At 70.6% G+C, this 25,840-nt stretch carries 24 protein-coding genes; 4 read left to right on the top strand and 20 right to left on the bottom strand.

The features are described from left to right. Positions 1–30: 30 nt before the first annotated feature. The 15 genes from GTO19_RS08375 to xrtB form a co-directional block, all read right to left on the bottom strand. Positions 31–1,176: a glycosyltransferase family 4 protein gene (locus GTO19_RS08375; RefSeq protein WP_291023208.1), complete on the bottom strand. Its 1,146-nt coding sequence runs from the start codon at positions 1,174–1,176 to the stop codon at positions 31–33. Continuing rightward, positions 1,173–2,417 (bottom strand): glycosyltransferase WbuB, encoded by a 1,245-nt coding sequence (locus GTO19_RS08370; protein WP_291023206.1) that lies wholly within the window; start codon positions 2,415–2,417, stop codon positions 1,173–1,175. Before GTO19_RS08370 ends, GTO19_RS08375 begins: the two co-directional genes overlap by 4 nt. Beyond that, complete coding sequence (locus GTO19_RS08365; protein WP_291023204.1) at positions 2,414–3,298, bottom strand: glycosyltransferase family 2 protein; 885 nt, start codon at positions 3,296–3,298, stop codon at positions 2,414–2,416. The genes GTO19_RS08370 and GTO19_RS08365 overlap by 4 nt, the downstream gene beginning before the upstream one ends. 271 nt (positions 3,299–3,569) lie before the next feature. Beyond that, positions 3,570–4,121 carry a putative colanic acid biosynthesis acetyltransferase gene (locus GTO19_RS08360; RefSeq protein WP_291023201.1) on the bottom strand — a complete coding sequence of 184 codons (552 nt, stop codon included), beginning with the start codon at positions 4,119–4,121 and terminating at the stop codon, positions 3,570–3,572. Next, positions 4,118–4,750 carry a class I SAM-dependent methyltransferase gene (locus tag GTO19_RS08355; protein ID WP_291023198.1) on the bottom strand — a complete coding sequence of 211 codons (633 nt, stop codon included), beginning with the start codon at positions 4,748–4,750 and terminating at the stop codon, positions 4,118–4,120. The genes GTO19_RS08360 and GTO19_RS08355 overlap by 4 nt, the downstream gene beginning before the upstream one ends. After that, positions 4,747–5,925, bottom strand: a complete 1,179-nt coding sequence (locus GTO19_RS08350) for a glycosyltransferase (protein WP_291023196.1) — start codon at positions 5,923–5,925, stop codon at positions 4,747–4,749. Before GTO19_RS08350 ends, GTO19_RS08355 begins: the two co-directional genes overlap by 4 nt. Positions 5,926–5,929: 4 nt before the next feature. Continuing rightward, positions 5,930–7,129: a glycosyltransferase family 1 protein gene (locus tag GTO19_RS08345; protein WP_291023194.1), complete on the bottom strand. Its 1,200-nt coding sequence runs from the start codon at positions 7,127–7,129 to the stop codon at positions 5,930–5,932. Positions 7,130–7,133: 4 nt separating this feature from the next. Then, the gene (locus GTO19_RS08340; protein WP_291023192.1) at positions 7,134–8,750 is read right to left on the bottom strand and encodes a hypothetical protein; all 1,617 of its coding nucleotides are present in this window, start codon (positions 8,748–8,750) and stop codon (positions 7,134–7,136) included. Continuing rightward, positions 8,747–10,288, bottom strand: coding sequence for a hypothetical protein (locus GTO19_RS08335; protein ID WP_291023189.1), 1,542 nt, complete (start codon positions 10,286–10,288; stop codon positions 8,747–8,749). Before GTO19_RS08335 ends, GTO19_RS08340 begins: the two co-directional genes overlap by 4 nt. A gap of 16 nt (positions 10,289–10,304) precedes the next feature. After that, positions 10,305–11,435: a glycosyltransferase family 4 protein gene (locus GTO19_RS08330; RefSeq protein ID WP_291023186.1), complete on the bottom strand. Its 1,131-nt coding sequence runs from the start codon at positions 11,433–11,435 to the stop codon at positions 10,305–10,307. Further along, positions 11,432–12,496, bottom strand: a complete 1,065-nt coding sequence (locus GTO19_RS08325; protein ID WP_291023183.1) for a glycosyltransferase — start codon at positions 12,494–12,496, stop codon at positions 11,432–11,434. Before GTO19_RS08325 ends, GTO19_RS08330 begins: the two co-directional genes overlap by 4 nt. 10 nt (positions 12,497–12,506) lie before the next feature. Beyond that, entirely contained in the window at positions 12,507–13,499 is a 993-nt protein-coding gene (locus GTO19_RS08320) for a GDP-L-fucose synthase (RefSeq protein WP_291023180.1), read from the bottom strand. Positions 13,500–13,503: 4 nt separating this feature from the next. After that, positions 13,504–14,622 carry a GDP-mannose 4,6-dehydratase gene (gmd, locus tag GTO19_RS08315; RefSeq protein WP_291023178.1) on the bottom strand — a complete coding sequence of 373 codons (1,119 nt, stop codon included), beginning with the start codon at positions 14,620–14,622 and terminating at the stop codon, positions 13,504–13,506. Between the two features lie 646 nt (positions 14,623–15,268). Further along, positions 15,269–15,964 (bottom strand): exosortase-associated protein EpsI, B-type, encoded by a 696-nt coding sequence (gene epsI / locus GTO19_RS08310; RefSeq protein ID WP_291023176.1) that lies wholly within the window; start codon positions 15,962–15,964, stop codon positions 15,269–15,271. A 293-nt stretch (positions 15,965–16,257) separates the two neighbouring features. Then, the gene (gene xrtB / locus GTO19_RS08305; RefSeq protein ID WP_291023174.1) at positions 16,258–17,163 is read right to left on the bottom strand and encodes an exosortase B; all 906 of its coding nucleotides are present in this window, start codon (positions 17,161–17,163) and stop codon (positions 16,258–16,260) included. A gap of 1 nt (position 17,164) precedes the next feature. Between xrtB and GTO19_RS08300 the strand changes: the two genes are divergently transcribed. Continuing rightward, on the top strand, positions 17,165–17,587 hold the full coding sequence (locus GTO19_RS08300; RefSeq protein WP_291023172.1) for a VanZ family protein: 423 nt from the start codon (positions 17,165–17,167) through the stop codon (positions 17,585–17,587). On the opposite strand, the gene epsG is transcribed toward GTO19_RS08300, so the two are convergent. The 5 genes from epsG to pstS all read right to left on the bottom strand — a co-directional run bounded on the left by epsG (position 17,574) and on the right by pstS (position 22,788). Next, complete coding sequence (gene epsG / locus GTO19_RS08295) at positions 17,574–18,431, bottom strand: chain length determinant protein tyrosine kinase EpsG (protein ID WP_291023170.1); 858 nt, start codon at positions 18,429–18,431, stop codon at positions 17,574–17,576. The genes GTO19_RS08300 and epsG overlap by 14 nt on opposite strands. Next, positions 18,428–19,813: a chain length determinant protein EpsF gene (epsF, locus tag GTO19_RS08290; protein WP_291023167.1), complete on the bottom strand. Its 1,386-nt coding sequence runs from the start codon at positions 19,811–19,813 to the stop codon at positions 18,428–18,430. The genes epsG and epsF overlap by 4 nt, the downstream gene beginning before the upstream one ends. Positions 19,814–19,826: 13 nt before the next feature. Beyond that, a complete protein-coding gene (gene epsE, locus GTO19_RS08285) occupies positions 19,827–20,633 on the bottom strand; it encodes a polysaccharide export protein EpsE (protein WP_291023166.1) in 807 nt (268 codons plus the stop codon). Positions 20,634–20,707: 74 nt separating this feature from the next. Next, positions 20,708–21,688: an EpsD family peptidyl-prolyl cis-trans isomerase gene (locus GTO19_RS08280; protein WP_291023164.1), complete on the bottom strand. Its 981-nt coding sequence runs from the start codon at positions 21,686–21,688 to the stop codon at positions 20,708–20,710. Positions 21,689–21,744: 56 nt separating this feature from the next. Continuing rightward, entirely contained in the window at positions 21,745–22,788 is a 1,044-nt protein-coding gene (gene pstS, locus GTO19_RS08275; protein WP_291023162.1) for a phosphate ABC transporter substrate-binding protein PstS, read from the bottom strand. A 193-nt stretch (positions 22,789–22,981) separates the two neighbouring features. On the opposite strand from pstS, the gene GTO19_RS08270 reads away from it, so the two are divergent. The 3 genes from GTO19_RS08270 (at position 22,982) to GTO19_RS08260 (ending at position 25,787) form a co-directional block, all read left to right on the top strand. Then, entirely contained in the window at positions 22,982–23,677 is a 696-nt protein-coding gene (locus GTO19_RS08270) for a response regulator (protein WP_291023159.1), read from the top strand. A gap of 461 nt (positions 23,678–24,138) precedes the next feature. Further along, positions 24,139–24,582, top strand: coding sequence for a type II secretion system major pseudopilin GspG (gspG, locus tag GTO19_RS08265; RefSeq protein WP_291023157.1), 444 nt, complete (start codon positions 24,139–24,141; stop codon positions 24,580–24,582). Next, positions 24,579–25,787 (top strand): type II secretion system F family protein, encoded by a 1,209-nt coding sequence (locus GTO19_RS08260; protein ID WP_363302980.1) that lies wholly within the window; start codon positions 24,579–24,581, stop codon positions 25,785–25,787. The genes gspG and GTO19_RS08260 overlap by 4 nt, the downstream gene beginning before the upstream one ends. Positions 25,788–25,840: the final 53 nt, after the last annotated feature.

Below are 25,840 nucleotides of genomic sequence, written 5' to 3'. Positions count from 1 at the left end.
CCTGGCGCAGGGAACTGGCGTCGGCCGCGTTCACCATCCCAGTGTCTCGATGACGCCGTTCGCCCAGGCCTGCATGTTGGGCAGCTCGGGCAGCGGCTGCGCGAAGAAGCCGTCTTCGCGCACGCGGCGCAGCATGGCGCGCAGCGCGCTGGCGAAGGCGCGCTCGCCCGACTCGGCGATCAGCACCCAGGGCGTGCCCTCCAGAATCTCGGACACGCCCGATTCGCGGTTGAGCACCACGGCGCTGTGGCGGTACAGCGCCTCGATCGCGGGCAGGCCGAAGCCCTGGCGCGCGGGCATCAGGAAGATGTGCGCCTGGCGGTACAGGGCCTCGAGTTGTTCGTCGCTCACGAAGCCGTGGAAGCTCACGCGATCGTGGATGCCCAGTTGCAGCGCCAGCGCCTGCAGGGCGTCGCGCTGTGGTCCGGCACCGGCGACGTGCAGCCGCCAATCGCCCAGGTCGCGCTGGCCGTCTTCCTGCGCCAGGGCGCGCAGCATCCAGTCCACGCGCTTGCTCGCCTGCAGACGGCACACGCTGAGCAGGTGCACCACGGCCTGGCTGCGCGCGGGGGCCTGGGCAGCGGTGCTGCCGTGGCCGCCCAGGTAGTGCACACGCGCGGGCCGGCCGTAGAGTTGGCCCAACTCGCGCGAGAGCGCCTCGGTGTTGGTGAGCAGTTGCTCGGCGCCGCGCACGCCGCGGCCCGTGGCGTGGTCGCGCAGGGTCAGGCGCAGGTCCAGCGGGTCCCAGAAGGGTGTGGGGGTGGGCGTGAGCAGGCTGTAGGTGTCGGGGATGCGCAGGTGGTAGCGGCGCGCGCCGCTCAGGCCCGCGTGCAGCGCCGACTGGATGTTGAACAGCACCGGCGTGGGCGAGCCCATCGCGTGCAATCGCCGCAGGGCCGCGCGCAGGGCCAGGGGGCGCGCCAGGCCGGGGCCCGAGGGACGCAACTGGTGCACGCGCAGTGGCAGCCGCGCGTGCCGCGCGAGGTGGATGTGGTCGCGGTAGCACAGCACGCTGTGCGGCAGGCCGCGCGCGTGCAGGCCCTCGCTGAGCGCAAGGATCACGCGTTCCTCGCCGCCGAATTCGACGAACTCGGGCTGGAAGATGACGACCTCGCCCGCGGCCGGGAACGAGGGGCCGCCCGCACCGGGGTGGATGAACGCCGGCTCGGCCTTCATGGCGTGGCGCGGGCGGCGCGGCGCGCCTGGCCCGCGAGCAACTCGGCCTCCAGCGCGCGCAGCACGCTTTCGCGGTCGATGTGCCGTTCGGCGTGTTCGCGCGCCAGCCGGCCCAGGGCTTCGCGGCGCGCCGGGTCGTCCATCAGCGCCTCGATGGCACGCGCCAGCGCGGGCGCGTCGCCGGGTGGCACCACCACGCCGCAGCGGCCCACCGCGTCGGCCAGTTCGGTGCCCGCGCGGCAGGTGGCCACCACGGGTCGCCCGCTGGCCAGCATGTTGGTCAGCTTGGACGGCAGCACCAGGTCTTCGGCCTCCACGCTCTGCGGCAACAGGTGCGCGTCGGCCAGGCCCAGCAGCTCGCCCAGGCGATCCAGGGGCTGCAGGGGGAGCAGGCGAAGGTTGTTCAGCTCGCGCTCGGCGGCCTCGAGTTCGGTGCGCATGGCGCCCTGGCCGCAGACCACGAACACGATGTCGGGACGGTGGGTCAGTGCGCGCGCCGCCTGCACCACCGTCTCCAGGCCCTGCTTGGCGCTCCAGCTGCCCGAGAACAGCGCCACGCGCGCGCCGCCGGGCAGGCCCAGTTCGGCGCGGTAGGTGCTGGTGCCGCGCAGCGGGCGCACCGCCTGCACGTCGGCCCAGTTGGGAAAGCGCAGCGCGCGCTGCGCTGCCACGCCTTTGCGCAGCAGGTGCTCGTGCATGCGCCCCGAGATGGTGGAGACGGTGTCGAAGCGGCGCAGCAGCCAGGACTCGGCGCCCAGCGCGAGCCGGCGCAGCAGGCCCTGGCACAGCAAGCCCATCTTCAGCGCGACGTCGACCTCGAAGTCCTGCACGTGCAGCCAGGCGCGCGCGCCGGTGGCGCGCGCCGTGAGCCAGCCCATGGGCGCGCACAGCAGCGCGGGCGCCACCACCATCACGACCTCGGGCCGCCAGGCCCACTGGCGCAGCAGGATGGGCAGCGAGGCGAGCGCGAAGCTGGCCAGGTGCAGCACGCGCTTGAGGCCGCCAGGGCGTGAGGGCACCCACAGCGGCGCGCGCCACACGCGCACGCCGCGCCAGGCCTCGTGCCGGTACGGTGGCCAGCGCCACGCGGGGTCCACCTGCCAGGCGGGGTAGTAGGGCGGGGCGCAGACCACGCGCACCTCGTGCCCCTGCGCGGCCAGCCACTCGGCCATCTCGCCCGAGTACTTGCCGATGCCCACCGGTTCGGGCGCGAAGTTCGCGCTGACGAGCAGGATCCTCATGGCTGGCGCGCGCCCAGACCGTCGGGCGCCGTCGGCGCACCGGGCTCATCGGGGGCCTGCTGGGCGGCGCGCGTCATCTCCCGGGTCTTGAGCTGGATCATGTACTCGTACATGCTTTGCAGCACCGCGTAGGTGAAGCCCGCGCGGCCGTCCAGAAAGCCCGCGCGCGCCACGTAGAGCAGCGTGAACTTGACCAGTGGGCGCAGCGGCAGCCGGTAGAACAGCTCCTTCTGGTGGAAGCGGCGCTCGTGGAAGTCCTTCGCGGTGAAGGCCTTGACGAGGGAGAAGCCCTCGTGCTGGCGGCGGTTCTCCACGATCTGGCGCGCCTCCAGCGTGCTGTAGCTGTTGTGGCGCTCCAGCCAGTGGCTGATGCCCTTGCTGAAGGGGTAGTGGTCGAGAAAGCCCGGCACCTGGCCGGCGGGACCATCGGGCAGCGACACGGGGTTGACCAGGCGTTCGTAGCGCATGCGCTCGGGGCGGAACAGGCGCAGGTAGAAGGGCGAGGTCTGCACGTGCTGCAGCCAGGTGCCGAGGAAGAAGTCGCGCCGCTGCACGCGAAAGGCCACGTGTTCGCCGGGCCGGGCCACCGCCGCGCGCACGGCGGCCACCAGTTCGGGCGTCATGCGTTCGTCGGCGTCGATGTAGAACACCCAGGGGTGCTTGAACGGGATGTTCTTCAAGCCCCAGTTCTGGTGCGCGGCCCAGTTGTCGAAGGCGCGCGACGTGACGGTGGCGCCGAACTCGCGCGCGATCTCCTGCGTGCGGTCGGTGCTGAGCGAGTCGTAGACGTGGATGTCGTCCGACCAGGCGACGCTGCGCAGGCAGCCCGGCAGGTCCTGCTGCTCGTTTTTCGTGAGCACGAGGATGGAGACCTGGGTCATGGCGTGGTACCTCAGTCCAATGAAGCAGAGAAAACGCACCCACGCCGGGTCGTCCAAGCGCGCAGGCGTAGGCGCGGACCGCCGCGCAGGCTGGTGGCCTGCGCAAGGGCTGCAACGCCCGCATGCGCGCTTGGACGGCCCGGCCCGAAGGGTGAGCGCCTGCCAGGGGCGCCCTCGTCGTTGCCAATGCTCGCCAGGCACCCAGCCTGGCTGCGCTTGGCGCCTAGATGGCGCCCCTGGCAGGCGCTCACGTGGGTGCGTTTTCTCTGCTTCATTGGACTTGGCGGGTGCTGATGCGTTGCGCGGGGTGCCCGGCCCACACGGTCCAGGGCTCGTCGATGCTTTTCATGACCACCGACCGCGCCCCCACCACGCAGCCCGGCGCCAGGCGCACGCCGGGGCCGACGAAGGCGTCGGCGCAGACCCAGGCGTGCGGGCCGATGTCGATGGCCCGGGCGACCAGCTGGAAGTTGCGCGAGTGGATGTCGTGCGTGCCGCCGCACAGGTGCGAGCCCTGCGAGATCACGGCGTCGTGGCCGATGCGCAGCGGGCCCATGTTGTAGAGCGTGGCGCCGTCGCCCACGCCCACGCGGTCGCCGATCTCCAGTTGCCAGGGCGCCCAGATGCGCGCGCCCGGGTAGACGTGCACGTGCGCGCCCAGGCGCGCGCCGAACAGACGCAGCAGCGCGCGCCGCCACGCGTGCGCCGGGCGCGGGCTGGTGCGAAACAGCAGCAGCCACACCACGCCCCAGGTGGCGCGCGCCACCCGGTTGCCCAGCGTGAACGAGGGCTGCGTGGCGGGGTCGTTGCCGGGCAGGATCATGAGACGCGCCGGGCCACCAGGACCATGCTCTTCCACAGATAGGGCAGGCGGCCCACGCCGCCGAAGCGCACCGGTTCGAAGCCGTGCTGGCGCAGCAGCTCGGTCAGCGTGCTCCGGCTCCAGAACTTGATGTGCCCGCCGTGCCACAGGGCCGTGTGGTGGTGGTCCCACTTGTCCAGCACGGCGAGGGCCAGGTTCTTGAGGTAGCCGTGGTACGGCGTGGTGAGCACCAGGTGGCCGCCGGGCTCCAGCACCGCGCGCGCGAACGCCGGCAGCAGGTGCGGCGAGTACAGGTGCTCGATCACCTCGGTGGAGACCACGGCCTGGAAGCGGCCCTCGGCGTCGACCAGGCGCTGCGGCTCGTCCTGCACGCCCAGGCGGTGGAAGCGCAGCGCGGGGTGGCGCTCCTGCGCCAGGCGCACGCCGGCCTCGTCCTGGTCGACGCCGCAGACCGTGTAGCCGCGCCGCGCGAGTTCTCCACAGAGGGTGCCGTTGCCGCAGCCCAGATCGAGCACGCGGCGCACGCCCAGCGCGTCGAGCTCCTCGATCACGCGCGGGCCGATGTAGCCGCAGGAGGTGGGCCGGTCGGCCGAGTCCCAGCCGTAGTGGTCGACGACGTTGGTGTTCATGGTGAGACGAAGGAACGTGGGCCGGGGCCGTGTTGCGCGGCCAGATTGAGGATGGACTGCGCCATGGCGTCCACCGTGTAGCGGCTGGCGAAGAGATCGCGCGCGGCGGCCGACATGGCCTGGCGGTGGTCGGCGTCGAGCGAGAGCCAGCGCTGCAGCAGCCGCGCGGTGCCGCGCGCATCGTCGTCGTCGACCAGGCCGGCGCCGGCCTGCTCCACCTCGCGCCAGATGTTGACCTTGTTGGAGATGAGCACCGGCAGGCCGCAGCCCAGGGCCTCGGCCACGGCGATGCCGAAGTTCTCCTGGTGCGAGGGCAGCACGAAGGCCTCGCAGGCGTGCAGCGCGCCCCATTTGTGATCGCCCTGCACCATGCCGAGCCAGTGCACGCGGTGCGCCACCGCACGCTCCTTGGCGCGTGCCTTCAGCAAGGCCAGCTGGCCGCCCTGGTCGGGGCCTGCCATCACCAGGTGCAGGCCGGGGTGGCGGTGCGCCACCTGGCCGAAGGCGTCGATCAGCAGGTCGCAGCCCTTCTTCTCGTGCAGTCGGCCCAGGAAGAGCAGCAGGCGCTTGCCGCGCAGCTCGGGGTGCTGATCGAGGAAGCGCTGCGCGAGCGCGGCGCCATTGGGCGGCGGCGGCCGCGTGCCATAGGCCACCACCTGTTCGCGCGCGCGGTACAGCCAGAACGATTCGCGCGCCAGGCGGCGTTCCTCCTCGCTGGTGAACAGCACGGCCGAGGCGTCGCGCAGCACGCGGTACTCGGCCCAGGGCCAGTAGAGCCACTTCTTCAAATGCTTGAGCGGGTAGGCCTGCTTGAACCAGGGGTCGAGCATGCCGTGCGTGAACACCACGTAGGGCCGGCGCAGCGCGCGGTACACGCGCCAGGTGGCCAGGCTGTGGTACTGCCACAGTCCGTTGACGACGGTGAGGTCGTAGTCGCCGGCGTGCGCGCGCAGCCAGGGGGCCAGGCGCGGGTTGAAGCCGTAGTTGCCGCCGGTGGGGCCCAGGGCGTGCACGCGCAGCGGGTGCCCGGTGACGCTGGGGGAGCTGGGGTCGTCCAGCGTGACGAGGTCCACCTCGTGGCCGAGTTCGCGCAGGCGGATGCCGCGCTGGCGAACCCCTTCCATGGGTCCGCCGCCATGGGCGTCGACGGTGGGAAGAACGTGCAGCAGTTTCATGGGATCAGCCCCGCAGCGCGGCAACGGCCGCCTGATCGATGCCGTGGCGCGCGAGTACCTGGGTGTAGACGTCGAGGTAGGCGCGGATGGCGAGCTCGGGCAGGAAGCGGCGCGACCACGCGACGCAGGTGGCGCTGCGGCGCACGGCCTCGGCGGGCGGCGCGTCCAGCACCTCGGCCAGCACACGCGCGCCGCCTCGGGCCCAGGCGCCGATGTCCTCGTCCGCGCCCAGGCGCGGCAGGTAGCGCGTGGCGGGGCCGCCGATCTCGTTCATCGGTGCGTCGTCGGTGGTGATGACGGGACAGCCGCAGGCTTGCGCTTCGACGATGGGCCAGCCGAAACCTTCCGCGTGGCTGGGGAAGAGCAGCGCGCGCGCCATGGTGTAGGCGGCCTGCAGGCTCTCGTGGTCGAGCCCGCCGGGAAAAAACACCCGGCCTTGCGTGGGCACCTCGGCCAGGGCGGCGCGTTCGGCTGCGCCGGGCTTCACGCCCACCAGCCACAGGGGCAGCGGGTCGGTGCGCTCGCGGGCGTAGGCCGCGTAGATGCGGATCACACCGGCCACGTTCTTGTACCACTGCCCCCCGCTGATGTGCAGCACGATGCCGCGCGAGGCGTCGGGCAGGCCGGCGCTGTACAGCTGGCGCAGGGCGCTGGCCTCGGGCATGGGCGCGAAGGCGGCGTTCAGGCCGTTGTGCACCACCTCGCAGCTCAGCGGGTCCACGCGGCCCAGGCGCAGCAACTCGTCGCGCGTGCGCTGCGAGATGCAGATGAAGTGGCGCGCCTGCGAGAAACCCCAGCGGATGTAGCGCTGGTACAGGCGGCCGGTGAAGCGCGTGGGGTTGCGCGGCTCCTCGCCCAGCGCGCTGCGCAGGGCGAGCAGGTCGTGCACGTGCAGCACCAGCGGGCGCTGGCGCAGCGCCGGCACCCAGGGGCCCAGGGCCTGGTCGGTCAGCACGAACAGGGTGTCGGGCGGCTGGCGGCGCACCTGCGCGCGCAGCCAGCGGGGAAACAGCAGGTACTGGTCGACGTAGCCCGCCCACTTGGCGAGCGGCGTGCCGGCGAAGCGGCGCTGCCAGCGCGGCGCGGGCGACCACAGCTCCACGTCGTGGCCCAGCGCCTCATAGGCGCCCTGCAGCATGCGCGCGAATCGCGGCATGCTCTGCGAGGCCATGAAGGCGGGGTGGGTGATGAGGACGATGTGCATGGCATCAGGCCTGGCTTGCCCGCATGGTGGGTGGCCGGGATGACACGGCGGTGGCGCGTGGCCGCACATGCAGCCCACCGAACAGCCAGGCATTGAAGCGGCACCACGTGGCGACGATCAGGAAGATCACGATGCCCTGCGGCAGGTAGCGCAGGTACCAGACGACCCAGCCGTGCACCGACTCGCCGGTGATGCCGCCCAGGAACAGCTCCCACAGCGACAGCATGCCCACGGCCGACACCAGCACGGTGCCATCGGCGCGGCGCGCGGCCAGCAGGTCCAGCACGGCGAAGGCGGCCAGGCACAGCAGGGCATAAACCGCCAGGTAGGCCGGGCCCAGCAAGGCCACGCCGTGCGCGACCATGGAGCCGGTGCGGTAGCCGCCGAGCGGCCCGCCGTGGGCCAGGTGGGCGAGCAGGTCGCCGGTGGAGTACTGGTGGTCGCGCTTGTCGAGCCGGAAGCCGAGCTTGTTGATCACGGGCTGCGGCAGCGTGAGCACGAACAGGTCCAGTGTGCGGCGCGCGAGCTCGGCGCGGTCCGAATCGGTGAAGGTGTTGGCGAAGGTGAAGGCGTTGTCGTGGAACTTGGTCTCCACCACCCGAGCGAGCAGCGGGTTGTCGAAGTAGCGCTCGTCGTACTGCTGGCGCACGCGCGCGGCGCGGTCGGCGCGTTCGGCTTCCAGCACCTCGGGCTGGCCGAAGGCGCGCCAGGTCTCGCGCACCATCTCCACCGCGTTCACGCCGCCGCGCAGCTTGCGCGCCACCACCATGGCCGTGGCCAGATCGCTCACGGGGATGGCGATGGCGCCCAGCAGGGCCAGCACCAGCGCGGACTGGCCCACGCGCGCCCAGCGCACCGGCTCGCGGCTGCGCAGCAACAGCAGCAGCGCGAACAGCGACACCGTCATGAAGCCCGAGAGCATGACCCCGCGCGAATTGGCCGCCAGGCCCAGCAGCACCACCAGCAGCGCGAAGAACACCAGGTGCGCGGCCTGGCGGTGCCAGCGGCAATAGGCCTGGCCGAACTGCAGCACGTACATGGGGATGAGGAAGGGCGCCCAGGTGAGGAAGGCCATGCCCTGAAGGGTCTTGGCGAACACACCCTCGCGCCCGGCGCCGATCACGAAGGCGAGGAGGCCGAGGTAACCCATGAACCACAGCGTGCCGGTGCCGGGTGGCGTGTACAGGCCCACGCGGTCGAGCCAGCCGCGCAGGGTCGACGGGCGCGCCGCGCCCGCGGGCGCCAGCACCCAGCGGTAGAAGGCGTGCATGCCGATGGCCACCAGCAGGAAGGCCGCGAGCCACAGGAAGGTGGCCACGGGCTGACGCAGGTTCTCGCTGATGGGCACGAGGAAGGCCGACTGGCCGATGAGCGCGCCCATCTGCGTGGTGACGCCGAAGCCGAGCAGCGCGAAGCTGGACACCGGGTGCGTGTGCAGGGCGGGCGTGCCGGCCAGATAGGCCAGCAGCGCGAGCGAGGCGGCGAACACGGTGCAGGCCGAGGCGAGGTTGGTGGTGTCGAAGCCGATCGCCATCTGCACCAGCAGGGCGAGCGAGCAGGTGGCGAACAGGCCGATCTGCACCAGGCCGCCGTAGGTGAGCGTCGCTCGATGCGCGTTCACGCCGTCCCCCTGTCTTGTCCGCGAAGCCGCGCGCTCAACCGGCCCAGGCGCTGGGCCAGCCAGGCGCGGTGAGCGGGCGGCAGCTGCATCACGAAACCCGCGAACAGCAAGGCACTCACCGCCATGCTGGCCGACACGGCGGCCGCGCCATCGCCGGGATGCGCCGCGATCCAGGCCATGCCGGCGGCGCAGACCAGCGCCTGCGCGAACGCGACGCGAAACAGTGCCGATGGCCAGGCCAGGCCCTGCGTGCCCAGCCATGCCGCGGCGCGCGATACCGTGAGCGCCATCACCGCCAGCTCCACCGCCACCAGCACCCCGGCGATGCCGAGCAGGCCCAGGCGCCCGTCCAGCGCCAGCACGCCCAGCACCGTGGCCAGGGCCGCGAACGCCGCCAGCGCCAGTTGCGTGCGCAGGCGGTTCTGGCCGAGCAGGATCGCATCCGCCGGGCGCGCGATGGCGAACAGCAGCAGCGCGATCGAGAAGCCCGCGAACACCGGCGCGTCGAAGGCCAGCTTGCCGTGTGTCCACCACGCGAACAGCGTGGGCGCCAGGGCCTGCAGCACCACCAGCGCCGGGCCCAGCAGGAACACCAGCGTGAGCCAGAGGAAGGCAAAGGTGCCGACGATGGCCGCCTGCTGGCGCTCGCGCAGGAAACCCATGAACTCGGGGAACACCGGGTCGGTGACGGTGGCGATGCCCTGCAGCGAGAGGTTGCTGGCCGTGCGCAGCGTGGTGAAGGCCACCGCCGCGCCCACGCCCAGCAGGCCGCCCACCAGCACGCGCAGGCCCTGCTGGCGCAGCAGGCCGCAGGCGTAGCTCAGGCCCAGCAGGGTGGAGGCGCGCAGGTTGCGCCAACCCAGTGCCCAGTCGGGCGCTTGCAGGTGCACGCCGTGGCGGCGCGCCAGGCGCCAGAGGTCGGCCTGGTAGAGCAGGTTGATCGCGAGGTGCGCGCCGGCCAGGGCACAGGCCGTGCGCCACACGCCGGCGCCCAGCAGCACGGCGGTGGCTGGCGCCAGGCCGCCCACGGCCTGCACCGCCACGCCCCACCAGGCGCCCCGCGCAAAGTGGCCCAGGGCGCTGGCCAGGCGGCCGTACAGGCCGCTGGTGCTGACGCCGAGCCAGATGGCGCCGCTGACCAGCAGCAGGCTGGCCAAGGCCTCGTTCATGAGGCCCGGGGGCAGCGCCTCGGGCGCGGTGAACAGCGCGGCCAGCGCACCCAGCGCGCCCAGGCCCGCCAGCACCAGCAGCTCCAGCAGGCCCAGCCCCAGGCTGTACGGCAGCGCGGCCGACAGCAGCCGGCCCAGGCCCGCGCCATCGCCGCGCGGCACCTGCAGCATGCGGTTGCCCACCACGTTGTGGTGCGCCAGGCTCAGCACGTTGACGAAGGCCGTGGCGGCCAGCACCACCAGCCAGCAGCCGTATTGCGCCAGCGACCAGTGCGACAGGTACAGCGGCACCAGGCCGATCTGCACCAGCACGGTCAGGCCGATGCGCGTCCACGACGCGAGGCTGCCCGAGAGAACGCGCCTGGCCACGCCCACGGCCCGCTCCTCAGGCCCCGCGCAGGCGCGACAACGCCTGGGCGTAGGCGCTGGCCACGCCCAGCGGGTGGTGCCGCTGGGCGGCGCGTTCGCGCGCGCGCAGCGCCAGTTCCAACAGGTACGCGCGGTCGTCCAGCAGGCCCATCAGGGCCGCGCCCAGGGCCTCGGCGTCGCCGCTGGGCACCAGGGCGCCGCAGCGCCCGCCGTCCAGCATCTCCTGGCGCGGCAGGTCATCGTCGGCCAGCACCGCGCAGCCCGCGGCCATGGCTTCCACGAACACCAGGCCGTAGGACTCGTGGTGCGGCACCATGCAGTACAGGTGCGCTTCGCGCATGAGGGCCTGCACCTGCTCGCGCGGCAACTGGCGTTCGTGGCGCAGGGCCTTGAAGCGGTGGCAGAGCGGCGTGTCGCGGCTCACGATGACGGCGCGCACGCGCCGGGACTGCAGCGCCTCGGCGTGCGTGTCCAGGGCCTCGCACAGGGTATCGATGCCCTTGCGCCTGCCGTCCGCGCCGACGAACAGCAGCAGGGTCTCCTCGCGCGCGAACTTGGCGCGCACGGCCGCTTCGTCGAGCACGCGCAGGTGCGGCAGGAAGAAGGGCAGGGTGAGGGCACGCGCGCGGTCCTGTGGGCGCCGCTCCAGGTAGAGCTCGCGCATGGTGTCGGTGTGAAAGTGCAGCAAGGCCGCGCGGCCCGCGCTGGCATCGACGACGCGGGCCTGCGCCTCCAGGAAGTCCGCGCCGCGCGCGAGCACGCGGCGCAGGCTGGGGAAGCCGGTGGTCGCCATCAGCGGCGGCGCGCGGCGCCGGCTGGGCAGCACGAGGCCGCGCAGGTCGCTGCCGTACTGGTAGAGCACGTCGCTGGTGAGCTGGGCGTTGGCCAGGCGGATGCGGGGGAAGGGCAGCGGCGCGCCCAGGCGGCGCGCCACGAAATTGGCGTTGCAACGCAGGCTCTGCCAGGGACCGGGCACGAAGCCCACGTCCAGCGAGGTGTCGAACGCGCTCAGGCGCGCCATGTCGAGCACGCAGCGGTGGTCGGTGTTGTGGCGCTGCACGTTCCAGGCGGCGTTGAGGATGCCCACGCGCAGCGGCGTGTCCAGCACCAGGCCGGGCGCGGTGGCCGTGTCGACGAAGCCGTTCACGCCGCCAGCTCCAGCCCGCTGCGCGCGTTCAACGCGCCGACCGGCTCGGCGTCCAGCGCGGCGTCCACGATGCGCTGCATCACCCGTTCATTGCGGTGTCCGTCGCGCAGGAAGCGCTCGTGGCCGGCGCGGGCGATGCGCGCGCGCCGGCCCTCGTCGGCCAGCGCGGCCAGACACAGCTCGGCGCACTCGCGCGCGTCGCCCCAGAACAGGGCCTCGGCGCCTTCCTGGTACATCGACTGGTGCTCCGCCGTGCGCTCGGCGCACAGCAGGCCGCCCAACGAGGGGATCTCCAGCGAGCGCGTGGTGTGGTTGTCGCGGTTGTCGCGCGAGAGCAGGCCCAGGTTGAGCCGCGCGCACTGCAGCGCCTTGGCGTAGTCGTCGCCGCCCACCGCGCCGCCGGCCCAGTGCGCGCGCAGCCGGTCCCATTCGGGCGCCTTGTGCCAGTTGGGGCCGCGGAGGGTGAGCGGCACGCCGCGCGCCACCAGGTCCAGCAGGAAGGGGCCGCGCTCGGGGAACCAGGAGCCCAGAAACAGCACCTCGCTGGCCCAGGCGAGTTCATCGATGGCGCTGATGCGGCGCGGCGCGTGGTTGACCTCGTCCGCGCTGCGGAACACGCGCATCACGCGCCGCGCGCCCAGGCGCTCCAGTTCGGGCAGGTTCTCCTCGCGCACCACCACCAGCAGGTCGTAGTGCGGCGCAGCCTGGCGGTAGGCCTCGAAGCGCGGGCCGTCGCGCGGGCCGGTGGGGTCGTCGATGTTGTAGTTCACCACGCGGCGCGCGTGCCGGCGCAGCCGCTCGATCACGGCCGGCGTGACCCATTCGCCGCCGTCCACGTGGCACAGGTCGAACGAGCGGCCCTGCAGGGCCTTGGCCAGCGCGGCGTCGACCCAGCGGCCGAACCAGTGGCCGCCCACGTGCCAGGTCCAGCGGTCCACCCAGCGCGAGGGCGGCAGCAGCTCGCGCAGGCTCAGTTGCTCCACGTTCGCGCCCAGGCGGCGCAGCGCATGGGCGCGGTCCAGGCAGGTGCCGCTGCGCGGGCCGAGGTAGAGCACGTCCATGGCAAAGGCCTCAGGCCAGGTCCGCCTGCGGGGACACGAACACCACCTCATGCACATGACGCAGACCGTCCTTCAGCTCGATGCGCGCGCGAAACCCCAGCGCGTTCAGGCGGCTCACGTCCATCAGCTTGCGCGGCGTGCCGTCGGGCTTGCTCAGGTCGTGTTCGATGAGTCCGTCATAACCCACCACCTCGGCGATGGTCTCGGCCAGTTCGCGGATGCTGATGTCCTCACCCACGCCGATGTTGATGAGCGGGGGTTCGAAGCGGCCGGTCACCGCCTCGTCGCTGCCCAGCAGGGCGTCGAAGCGCTCGTCGTCCAGGTTCATCAGGAACAGGCAGGCCTGTGCCATGTCGAAGCTGTGCATGAACTCGCGGCGCGGCTCGCCGCTGCCCCAGATCGTCACGCGGGGCGCATCGGCGACGCGCGCCTCGTGGAACTTGCGCAGCAGCGCGGGAATGACGTGGCTGCTGTGAAGGTCGAAGTTGTCCTCGGGCCCGTAGAGGTTGGTGGGCATGGCCGCGAGGAAGCGCGTGCCGTGCTGGCGGTTGTGGCTCCAGCACATCTCGATGCCGGCGATCTTGGCCAGGGCATAGGCGCGGTTGGTGGGCTCCAGCGGGCCGGTGAGCAGGTACTCTTCGCGCAGCGGCTGCGGCGCCAGGCGCGGGTAGATGCAGCTCGACCCGAGGAACAGCAGGCGCTGCACACCGGTGCGCCAGGCCTCGTGGATCACGTGGGTCTGGATCTGCAGGTTGTCGCGGATGAAGTCGGCCGGCTCGCGCTGGTTGGCCAGGATGCCGCCGACGCGAGCGGCCGCGAGGAACACGTAGTCGGGTTTCGCCTTCTCGAAGAACGCGGCCGTGGCCACAGGGTCGCGCAGGTCCAGCTCGTCGCGCGTGCGAAGCAGCAGGTGCGTGTGGCCGGCGGCGCGCAGCGCGCGCACGATGGCCGAGCCCACGAGGCCGCGGTGGCCGGCAACGAAGATGCGGGCGTCGCGGTCCATCACATCACTCTTCGTAGGCGTAGGACGGGAAACCCGCGAGCTTGACCATGGCGTCGCGCCGCGCGATCTGGAAGTCGGTGAGCACCATCTCGCGCACCAGCGTGGCCAGGTCGGTCTTGGGCACCCAGCCCAGTTGCTCGCGCGCGCGGCTCGGGTCACCCAGCAGGGTGTCCACTTCGGTGGGGCGGAAGTAGCGCGGGTCCACGCGCACGATCACGTCGCCCTCGTTCACGCGCAGGTCGGTGCGGCTCACCGCGGCCACCACGCCGGCCTCGTCCACGCCTTCGCCGACCCAGCTCAGGGTGATGCCGAGTTCAGCCGCGGCCATTTCGACGAACTGGCGCACGCTGTGCTGAACGCCGGTGGCGATGACGAAGTCCTCGGGCTTGTCCTGCTGCAGCATCAGCCACTGCATCTCGACGTAGTCTCGCGCGTGGCCCCAGTCGCGCAGGGCGCTCATGTTGCCGAGGTAGAGGCAGTCCTGCAGGCCGATGGCGATGCGCGAGAGGCCGCGCGTGATCTTGCGCGTGACGAAGGTTTCGCCGCGCAAGGGGCTTTCGTGGTTGAAGAGGATGCCGTTGCAGGCGTACATGCCGTAGGCCTCGCGGTAGTTCACGGTGATCCAGTAGGCGTAGAGCTTGGCCACCGCGTAGGGGCTGCGCGGGTAGAAGGGCGTGGTCTCGTTCTGCGGGATTTCCTGCACCTGGCCGTAGAGCTCGCTGGTGGAGGCCTGGTAGAAGCGGCAGGTTTTCTCCAGCCCGTGCAGGCGGATGGCCTCGAGCAGGCGCAGCGTGCCGATGGCGTCGGTGTCGGCGGTGTACTCGGGCGTTTCGAAGCTCACGGCGACGTGGCTCATGGCGCCGAGGTTGTAGACCTCGTCGGGGCGGATCTGGCCGACGAGGCGGATGAGGTTGCTGCTGTCGGTGAGGTCGCCGTAGTGCAGCACCAGGCGGCGGTCGGCCACGTGCGGGTCCTGGTAGAGGTGGTCGATGCGGTCGGTGTTGAAGGACGAGGCGCGGCGCTTGATGCCGTGCACCTCGTAGCCCTTGGCGAGCAGCAGCTCGGCGAGGTAGGCGCCGTCCTGGCCGGTGATGCCGGTGATGAGTGCGGTTTTTTGGCTCATGTTCTGCTTCGTTGTGTCTATTGCCTGCGTGCTTGGCGTGTCAGGCCTGGGCCCACGGCTGCTCCGGCTTCAAATGCGGCGCCCTTCGCTTCGCGAAGGGTTCCCTGCGATGCTCGGACGGACGGCCCGCGGCAGAACTCACTGCGCTGGCGTCGCCAGCTCCGTTCAAACAGCTGCCGCAAGTCAGAGCACGAAGCGCGCTGCGCGCGCGGCCGTCCGTCCTGCGCTTCTCGGCGCCGCATAGGCGCCTGCGCAGCCNNCGCCTGCGCAGCCGTGGGCCCAGGCCTGACTGAGACAGGGCTGGCGCTCAAGCGTGGGTATGTCGGTGTCGCGGGGGCTGAAACCAGGTTGGCACTCAAGCGCTGGTGTGCTGGCACCTCGCTGGCCTCGGGCTTGGGGCATGGGCTGGCGGGCGCCTGTGCGCTGCCGAGAAGCGCAGGGCAACCGGCCAGCGCGCGCAGCGCGCTTCGTGCTCTGACTTGCGGCGGCTGTTTGAGCGGAGCGCGCGAAGCGCGCGCAGCGAGTTCCGCCGCACGGCCGGTTGCCCGAGCATCGCAGGGAACCCTTCGCGAAGCGAAGGGCAGCGCAGTGAAGCCCGCCAGCCCATGCCCCAAGACCGAGGCTCGCCAACCAAGCAACGAGTGCCTCACGGTTGAACCCCCACCCCATGGAGGCCAGCAAACCGCGACCGCACGGCGGGGTCGATGGCGCCGACGAGGGCGTTGGCGAACTCGGCCTGCACCCGATGGGCTTTGGCCGTGTCGCGGTCGATGGAGGAGACGCGCACGAGCATGCCGTCGGGGATGCGGCCGCGCAGGCCGTAGTGCAGTTCGGTGAGCTTCTTGTCCAGGCCGCCGGCGGTGATGTGGTCGCCGACGACGGTCCAGTAGGTGACGGGTTCGAAGCGCTGGCCCAGATGGGTTTGCATGCGGCGCGCGGTGATGGTGTCGCTGCCCAGGGTCAGCGGTACCTTTTCGATGCGCTCGAGCTTGAAGCCCTGGGCGGGATAGCAGACTTCAGGGAGGTGGAGCTGCAGGTTGTCGGTCTGGGCCTTGCCGTAGGCGATGGAGAGCATGACCCGATAACCGCTGGTGTGCATGTAGGTGCGGGTGAGGACCTGGGTGTAGATGGCGTCGATGGTCTGCTGCATTTCAGGATCGACGATCTGCACGGGGACGCCTTGTTGTTCGCGCCATTCGCCGAATTGGGTGGGGACCATGGCCTCAAGATCGATGGGGGCGCGGTCGTCGGCCAGGCTGCCGGTGGGGCGCATGACGGCGGCCATGGCGGCTGAGGTGAGCATCAGGGCCATGAGGACCAGGTTTTTCCAGCTCTGTTTCATTTTTGGCTTTCGTTGCGTTTCATGCCTGCGCTGCCTCTTTGCCTGCGGCCACTGGGTAAACGGCTCCGCGAATGTCCCCCGGACCGGCTGCGCCGGTCCTCCTCCTTTATTTCGCTGCGCCGTTCACCCAGTGTCCGCAGGCCACCAACAAGGCCGGCACGCCAACGTTCGCGGGCGGACGTATTGNNCGAAATAAAGGAGGAGCCAAGGGCGCAGCCCTTGGCGGGGGACATTCGCGGAGCAGGGCGCCGTGGCGCCGCCATCCAGCGAGGTGTCAACGAGCAAGGTATTCATCAAGCCAGCACCCCGGAGGAGGGCGGAGGTGGCGGACGGCGCCGCAGCCCCTCAACGAATTGCAAGAAGCTGTCGAAGGCAATGATGAGCACCAGCGCACTGAGGAACAGCACCATCCCCGCGAAGCCGTGCAGGAAACCTTGCCCCGCTTCGTTGCCGAAGTGGTAGGTGATCAGCGACAGCGCGATCACGCGGATCACGTTCGCGGTGAAGGAGATCGGCACGATCAGCACCGCCAGCGTCACGTTGCGGAACAGCGAATCGCGGCGCACCAGGTTGAGGTACAGCAGGCCCAGGGCCTCCAGCGTCAGCAGCGTCTGAAGGCCCGCGCAGGCGTCGGCCACCAGCAGCATGTACTGGCCGATCTGCAACACCACGCCGTTGCGGCCGATGGGGTAACCCACGGCATAGAGGATGTTCTCGGCCGCGTAGGACACGGCCATCTTCATCGGCATGGTCACCACGTCCACCACCTGCGGCGGCAGCGGCACCATGAACAGCATGAAGAACAGCGCGAACCACTGCGCCTTCAGCGCGGCCCAGCCGCGCAGCAACACGATCAGGCCCGCCAGCAGCCAGATCACCGAGCCGGCCTCGAACACGCCGATGCCTTGCGAGCGGCCGATGGCGTAGAGGAACAAGGCGAACACCACCAGTACCCAGCCGAAGGCACTGCCCGAACGGCCCTCGGCGGCGGCCTCCATCGCGCCCCAGTTCCGCTGCAGCAGCCACAGCGAAATGCCCAGCACGATGGGGCCGTGGTACTGGTCGTCCTGCGCCCAGGGGCCGGTGAACAGGCCCACCAGGGTTGGCACATAGAGGACACACAAACCCAGCAGAATGGGTGCCCATTCAAGCAACTGACGCGCCAGCGTGCCGCTGGCCGCACCGGGAGAACGGCCCATCGTGTTCACATCAACCTCGCGAAATCCGACGGCGCGCCGCGCCCTCAAGTGGGTGGCCGCCGTGGCGGGTTGCCTGGCGGTCTGGGTCGGGGGTTCCCGCGTTCACGCCGCGGTGCTGCACGTGCTGGTGTCGCCGTGGGACAAGCCGGTGCACATCGTCCTGTTCACCGTGGTGGCCCTGGGCGTGGGCTGGCTCCTCGGCATCCGCCGCGCGCGCGACCTGTGGCTGTGCTTCGGCCTGGCGCTGCTGGTGGGCGCGATCGACGAGGGCCTGCAGGCCTTCGACCCGACGCGCTCGCTGGACCTGGACGACCTGCTGGCCAACGCGGTGGGTTCGGCCATCGGCACGGCGGCGCACGCGGCGCTGTGGCATCGGCGTCAGATGAAGGCCTTGCATTCCGAGGACTCCCTCAGCCGTCATTGAGCACGGCGCCCACGAGCGCCACGCCCGTGTCCTGCAGCCGTCGCGTGAACTCGCTGGCGCCGCGCAGGGGCGTGCGGTGGCGCCGCGTCACCATCAGCGCCGCGCCGGTGCGCGCGGCCATGATCTCGGCGTCGGCGCAGGTGCTGGCCGCCGGCGTGTCGATCAGCACCACGTCGCTCTGCTCCATGGCGTGTTCGAGCAGGTCGGCCAGCTGGGGCATGCCCACCAGCTCCTGCGGGTTGGGCGGCGCGGCACCGGCGGGCAGCACCCGCAGGCCGGGCAGGCCGGGCACGTTCTCGATGACTTCCAGCCCCGCGCGGCCCGCGAGCACGCCCGCAAAGCCCGCGCTGTGCCTGGTGTGGAAGAGCGCCTGCTGGCGCGGCTTGCGCAGGTCGCCGTCGATGAGCAGGGTGCGCTGGCCCTGCTGGGAGAAGGCCACCGCGAGGTTGGCCGCGAGGAAGCTTCGGCCGTCGCGCGGCTGGTGGCTCACCACGGTGAGCACCTTGCGCAGCGGATCGCCGTTGAACCAGCGCAGCATGAGCTGGCCGCGCAGCGCGCGCATCTGCTCGGCCACTTTTGAAAAGGGCTTGTAGGCCGTGATCAGTTCGCGCGAGAGCGTGCCTTGTCCGTCGCGCAGGTAGCCGTAGTTGAACTGGGTGGACAGCGCGGCGTCCAGGTCGGGCCGGGCGATGAGCTTGAGCGCGATGGCCGCCTCGCCGAAGGGCTCGCCCTTGCTGCGCTGGCGCTCGATGATGGGCTCGATGTCCTGCTCGCGCAGCAGGCCGCGCGAGACCAGGATTTCGCCGATGGCGCTGGCCGGCTGGATGCGTTCCGGGGCGTTCATGCGGACCCCTTGGCCATGTTGAAGCGCAGCGGGCGGATCATGCCGCGCGCCGAGCCCACCTGACCCAGCAGCGGCAGGTCGCCCAGGGCGCTGAGGTCGTCGATCGAGCGCACGCGGCGGCGCGCGAACTCGAGCGCGGTGGCCAGCAGCACGCCCAGCAGGCCGCCCAGGAAGATGGCGATGGCCACGTTCAGGCGCGTGCGCGGACCCGAGGGTTCGGTGGGCGGCACGGCCGGGTTGAGCACCGAGATGTTGGTCTGGTTGGCCTGGCTCTCCAGCGTGCTCTGCGAGGCGCGCTGGCTCACCGTGTCGAACAGGCGCTGGGCCGATTCGATCTCGCGGCGCAGCACCGCCATCTCGTCGCGCTGCTGGTTGAGCTCGAGCACGCGCGATTTCTGCTCCTGCAGCGCCGCACGGAGCTGGGCCTCGCGCTGGCGGTTGACTTCGTAGGTGGTGGTGATGGAGCCGGTGATGCGGTCCGTCTCGGTGCGCAGTTGCTCGCGCAGGGCGTTCAGTTCGGTCTGCATGCGCTGGTGCTGCGGGTGGTTGGCGCCCAGGTTGACGCTGGCCTCGGTGAGCTTGGCCTCCTGGCGCGCGATGTCGGCCTTCAGTCCGTTGATGAGCGGGCTTTGCATCACCTCGGCGATGGAGTCGCCGTCCTTGTGCTGGCGCTTGCTCTGGCTGTCGGTGGTGGCGGCCTGGATGGCGGTGAGCTGGCTGCTGGTCTCGTTGAGCTTGGCGGTCTCGAAGTCCAGGCGCTCGTCGGTGCTGGTGATGCCGTGGCGCTGCTGGTAGTCGGAGAGCGCGCGCTGCGCGCGTTCCAGGCGCTCGCGCGCGCCGCGGGTCTGTTCGTCGAAGAAGCCGGCGTACTGGCGCGCGGGCTCGGTGCGCAGGTCCAGGTTGACGTCAACGTAGGCCTGCGCAAAGGCGTTGGCCACGGCGGCGGCGAACTTCGGGTCGGTGCCGATGTATTCGATGTTGATGACGTTGCTCTCGCGCGAGGGCTTCACGTCCAGGTTGCGCTTGAGCAGCTCGGCCAGCCAGTCGATCAGGCTGCCGCGGCTGCCGGTGGCCTCGGCCCACTGGGCCTGGATGGCGGCGCTGCTGTCCATGCGCAGGTTGCGCACCACGCGCTTGGCGACGCGGTCGCTCTTGATGATGTCGACCTGAGTGGCCATGTAGCCCGGCGCCATCAGGCCCGCGAGCATCATGCCGCTCACCGGGTCGGGGGACTTCACGTCCAGCACCACCGAGGCGGTGGCGGTGTACTGCTTGTCGGCCATGAAGGAGACCACGGCCGTGGTGCCCACCACCGCCACGAAGGTGAGCAGCAGCACGAGCCAGCGCGCGCGCAGGATGAGAAAGAACTGATGAGGGGTCATGGCGCGCACCGCTTCAGAAAAGGCTCTCGCGCACGTAGAGCACGTCGTTGGCCTGCACCTTGTCGTTCATGGCGGGCTCGATCTCCAGGATCGATCCGTCGGCCTGCTGGCGGTGCAGGCGCAGGCGGCTGAGCGAGCCGCGCGGCGTGGGGCCGCCGGCCTGGGCCAGGGCCTGCATCACGGTCATGCCGCGGTCGATGCGGAAGGAGCCCGGGCGCTGCGCTTCGCCGAACACGTAGAAGGTGGGCGCGCGGTGCACGTAGACCACGTCGCCGCCGTGCAGCACGATGTCTTGCGCGCCGCCCGCTTTCAGGAAGAGGGCGGGCAGGTCGATCTCGGCGCGAAAGGGCTGGCCGTCGCGTTGGCCCGTGACGATGACGATGTCGTCGCCGGCGGGGCTGGCGCCGCCCGCGTTGGCGAGCATGTCACTCAGGCGCGTGTTGGGGCTTTCCAGCGGGAAGCGCCCGGGGCGGCCCACCTGGCCCAGCACCGAGACCTGGCTGCCGCGGATCTGCGTGAGCAGCACGGTGACCTGCGGGTTCTGCAGGAAGCCGCCGGTGCGAAGGGCCTCGGCGATGCGCCGCTCGGCCGTGGCCACGGTGAGCCCACCCACGCGCACGCTGCCGATCAGCGGGTAGCTGATGGTGCCGCTTTCGGTGATGCGGGTTTCCAGCGCGAGGTCGGGGTTCTGGAACACCTGGATGCGGATCACGTCGCCGGCGGCGAGCGGGTAGTCGCCGGAGGAGGGCGACTGCGCGAACGCAGGATTCCACAGGGCGAGCAGGACCAGCAGACGCGCCAGCCAAGCCAGGCCGGGCATGCCGCGGAACCGGCTTTGCCGGGCCGCAGGCATGGCCCCCTGGAGGGGGTCGCGCGAAGCGCGGCGGGGGTGCTTCATTTGAGGCCCTGGATGCCGCGTTCGAGCACGTTGCTGGTGTCGTCCTTTTTCGGCTCTTCGGTGACCGATGCCGGTGTGGCCGGCGCCGTCTCACCGGACCCGGCCGCGGCCTGCTGGAAGTCGCCCACGTAGGTGACGGTGGTGGCCGCGCGCAGGCGCTTGATCTCGTTGTTCATGACCTCGACCGCGGTGCGGTTGCCCAGGTACTGGGCGATGCCGGCGCTGGCCTGTTCCTCGCCCACGGGCATGCTGCGCGAGGCCACCACGCGGATGACGGTGGCGTTGTCGCCGACCGGCACGACCAGGCTCTGGCCGTCCTGCAGGGCATGCAGCCTGGGCAGCAGGTCCAGCGGCACCTGCTCGGCCGAGCGCGTCGCGCTGCCACCGGTGAAGGCGATGCCACGCTCGCGCAGCATGGCCACCACGTCTTCCATGCGGCGGCCTTCCCTGGCCATGGTCTGCAGCGTGTCCATCACGGGCGTGGCCTTGCTGATGCGCAGCTCCTGCAGGTTGAACACGCGGCGCTCGGAGAAGAGCGCGGGGTTGTCCTGGTAGTACTTGCGGATCTCCTCGGGCGTGGGCTTGGGCGCGGCCGATGTGACCTGCTGCAGGTAGGCGCGCGCCAGCACCTCGCGGCGCGCCGCTTCGAGTTGGGCCACCACGTCGGGCGAGCGGTGCAGCTTCTGCTCGGTCGCCTGGTCCACGGCGAGCTGCTGGTCGATCAGGCGCTCCAGCGCCTGGCGGCTGGCGGCCTGCACCGCTTCCTTCGAATCGGCATTGACCGGCGTGCGGCTGAGGACCTGGTTGATCTGGTGCACGGAGATCTCGCTGCTGCCCACCTTGGCGGCCACTTGCGAGGCCTGCGCGGGCCCGCCTTCGTCGGCGTTGCCGCAGGCGGCCAGCAGCAGGAGGGAGGACGCGCACAGCGCGCTCAGCAGACGGCGCGGCAGCGCCAGGGTCGGGCGGTAGGTGTTCATGGTGGGGACTCCTGAAGGGAGATGGCGCGACGCCAGTCGCGCCGTGGAAAGGTGTCTCAGGGCTTGAACAGGGGCTTGCCGTCGGCACCGGTGATGCCTTCCCAGCGCGTGACCAGCGTGGAGGCCACGGCCGGCGGCAGGGCCGCGTAGCCCAGCGACTGCGCGAGCTCGGCACCGTTCTGGAACGCCCAGTGGAAGAAGCGCAGGCTGTTGGCGGCCTGCTCGGCACGCTCGGGCTTGCGCGGCATCAGCACGAAGGTGGCGCCGGTGATGGGCCAGGCCTCGGGCGAGGCTTGCTGGGTCAGCATCTGACTGCTGGAGGCGTTCCAGTCCACGCCCGTGCTCGCGGCGCGGAAGGCCTCGGTGCCAGGCGCCACCCACTGGCCCGCCGCGTTCTGCACGATCGCGTGCGTCAGGCGCGATTGCTGCACGTAGGCGTACTCCACGTAGCCGATGCTGTTGGACACGCGGGCCACGAGGGCGGCCACGCCGGGGTTGCCGCGGCCCCCCGCGCCCAGCGGCCAGCCCACGGTGGCGCCTTCGCCGATGCGCGAGCGCCAGTCGCTGCTGACCTTGGACAGGTAGTTGGTGAAGATGAAGGTGGTGCCCGAACCGTCGGAGCGGTAGACCGGCGCGATGGTGGCGTCGGGCAGCGGAAGGTTCGGGTTGAGCGCCTTGATCGCCGGGTCGCTCCAGCGCGTGAGCTTGCCCATGTAGATGTCGGCGAGCACGGCGCCAGTGAGGCGCAGCTCGCCCGGCTTGACGCCGCGCAGGTTCACCACGGGCACCACGCCGCCGATGAGCGCCGGGAATTGCACCTGCGATTTGCGTTCGAGTTCCTCGTCCTTCAGGGGCGCGTCGGTGGCGCCGAAGTCCACCGTGCGGCTGTCGATCTGGCGGATGCCGCCGCTGGAGCCGATGGCCTGGTAGTTCACCTTGATGCCGGTCTCGCGGCTGAAGGCCTCGGCCCACTTGGCGTAGGCCGGTGCGGGAAAGGTCGCGCCGGCGCCGGTGATGTCCTGCGCGCTGGCACCGATGGAGGCGGCCGCGCACATCGCCAGCAACAGGGCCCGTGTCGAATGGATCGGCGTCGCGAACATGGGGCTGTCTTCTTTCATCCGGTGGTGCAACAGGTGGGCGGCAGTCTAGGAATCCAGTACGTCAAATGTGTGACTGGGGGCGCCCGCCCATGGTCCATACGGCTCATGCCGGCAAAGGGTGAGGCAGCGGTGCATGCAATCAAAACGTCACCCCGGCTTCCTACGATCGCGCCACTTTCGAACGAACCCCTACATGGCTGCTCAAATCCTTGTGGTCGAAGACGAGCCGGCCATCCAGACACTGCTCACGGCGAACCTCGTGCGGGCCGGCCACGCGGTGCGCTGCGTGGGCGGCGCCGAGGAGGCGCGCGAGCTGCTGCTGCAGTGGCGTCCCGACCTGCTGCTATTGGATTGGGAGCTGCCCGGCATGTCGGGCGTGGACCTGATCCGCGTGCTGCGCAGCGACCCGAAGCAGCGCGAGGTGCCGGTGATCCTGGTGTCGGCGCGCAATGAGGAGCGCGACAAGATCGCGGGCCTGGAAGTGGGCGCTGACGACTACATCACCAAGCCCTTCTCCACGCGCGAGCTGATCGCGCGCATCGGCGTGGTGCTGCGCCGGCGCGCGCCGCAGGCGAACGCCGAAGTGGTGCGCCTGGCCGGCATCGTGCTCGACCCGGCGGCGATGACGGTGAGCGCCGCTGGCCGTCCGCTGAGCATCGGTGGCACCGAGTTCCGCTTGCTGCACTTCCTCATCACGCACGCGGACCGCGTGTACAGCCGATCGCAGTTGCTCGATCACGTGTGGGGCGCGGACTTCGTGGGGGACGACCGCACGGTGGACGTGCACATCAGCCGACTGCGCAACGCGCTGTTGCCGGCGGGGCTGGACCGCATGATCCGCACGATTCGGGGGAGTGGGTACAGCTTTGCGTTGGAGCCCTTGGTCTGAGCTTTTCGTTCCACCGTTTTGTGTGGATCGAGGCGCCATGGCGCCCTGTTCCGCGAATGTCCCCCGCCGAGGGCTTCGCCCTCGGCTCCTCCTTTATTTCGCTCCACAGGGCGCCATGTCACCTCGATCAGCCCGCACTCAGGCACGCCAGCGTTTGCGCTCCACTGTGTGGGCGGCCTGAGGACGCTGGGTGAACGGCGCAGCGAAATAAAGGAGGAGGACGGCGCAGCCGTCCGGGGGACATTCGCGGAGCCGTTCACCCAGTGGCCTCAGGCGAGCAGAAGCGCAGGAACGCAAGGCACAACCAGAAGAGACGTAGTCCGTTCGGACCATTCCCGACGCAAGGCACCGCAGAAACCTCCTCCAAACGCTCCGGTGTAACCCCTTCTTCATGAGCGGTTCGTAAGGTTGGATGGGTGGCGCAACGAGCCGCTCGTCATCGCTTCAGAAGGTCCATCTCCATGTCCCAGAAATTGTTTGCACGGGCACCAAAGCTTCAAGGTGTCGCCCGAGGCTTCACTCTGCTGGAGCTGCTGGTGGTCATGGTCATCATCGGCCTGCTCGCCGGCTTCGTGGGCCCGCGCTTCTTCTCGCAGGTCGGCAAATCCGAGGTGAAGACCGCGCAGGCGCAGATCACTGCCTTCGGCAAGGCGCTCGACCAGTTCCGCCTGGACATGGGCCGCTACCCCACCAGTGACGAAGGCCTGGGCGTGCTCGTGGAGCGCGTGGCCGGCGACCCGCGCTGGAACGGCCCCTACCTGAGCAAGGTGGCGCCGCCCGACCCCTGGGGCCAAGCCTATGTGTACCGCTCGCCCGGCGAACACGGCGAGTACGACCTGATGTCCTACGGCAAGGACCGCCAGCCCGGCGGCACCGGCGAGAACCAGGACATCGTGAGCTGGTGAGCGGGTCGCTCAGCACGGTCATGCGCTTTCGCATCAAGTCCTTCCAGCCCGACCTGCGGCTCGTCACGCAGACGGTGGACGCGCTCGACGAGGCCGAGGCGCGCCGCCTGATGGTCGAGCGTGGTCATGAGGTGGTGTCGGTTCGGTCGGACGGGGGCGCATTGGGCGGTGCCCGTCGCAGTGCGGCGTTTCCGCTCGTGCTCTTCAGCCAGGAACTGCTGGCCTTGCTGCGCTCGGGCGTGGGCATCGTCGAGGCGGTGCAGACGCTGGTGGAGAAGGAGAGCAAGGCCGCCACGCGCGAGGTGCTGGAGCGCATCCGCGCGGCATTGCGCCAGGGCCTGACCTTCTCGGCCGCGCTGCAGGCGCAGCCGCACGCCTTCACGCCGCTGTACGTGGCCACGGTGCGCGCCAGCGAGCGCACCAGCAGCCTGGCCGAGGCGCTGGAGCGCTACGTGGACTACGCGCGCCGCGTGGACGAGATCAAGGGCAAGCTCATCAACGCGGCCATCTACCCGGTGATGCTGGTGCTGGTGAGTCTGCTGGTGATCGGCTTCCTGATGGTCTACGTGGTGCCGCGTTTCGCGAACGTGTACCAGGACATGGGCGACAAGCTGCCCTGGGCCTCTCGCTGGATGCTGCACTGGGGCCAGGCGGTGGAGCAGAACGGCATGGCGCTGGTGGTGGCGCTGGGTGGCGTGGTGCTGCTGGCGGCGTCGCCGATGGGGCGTGGTGCGTGGGCGCTGTTGTTGCAGAAGCTGTGGACGCTGCCGGCGATCGGTGATCGTCTGCGGGTGTTTCAACTGGCGCGGCTGTACCGCACGGTGGGCATGCTGCTGCGCGGGGGCATTGCGGTGGTGCCGGCGCTGGAGATGGTGCAGGGCCTGTTGTCGTCCGGTCTGCGCGAGAACCTGGCGGCCGCGGGTGCTCAGGTGCGTGAGGGTTTGCCGCTGTCGGGCGCGCTGGCTGCGCACGGGCTGACCACGCCGGTGTCGTTGCGCATGCTGAGCGTGGGCGAGCGCACGGGCAACATGGGCGAGATGATGGAGCGCGCTGCCGCTTTTCATGACGAGGAGTTGGCGCGCTCGGCGGAGTGGGCCACGCGGGTGGTGGGGCCGGCGCTGATGCTGGTGATGGGTGTGTTGATCGGCGCGATCGTGGTGCTGATGTACCTGCCGATCTTTCAACTGGCGGAGTCGATTCAATGAGTTGCTTCGCTTGTGTGCTTGGCTTTCGTGGCGGATTGCAGGCCGCTGCTTCG

The organism is Hydrogenophaga sp. (assembly GCF_011772445.1).
Taxonomy (GTDB): Bacteria; Pseudomonadota; Gammaproteobacteria; order Burkholderiales; family Burkholderiaceae_C; genus Hydrogenophaga.
The sequence above is the reverse complement of the archived record's forward strand: the minus strand, read 5'-3'. Positions and strand labels throughout refer to the sequence as shown.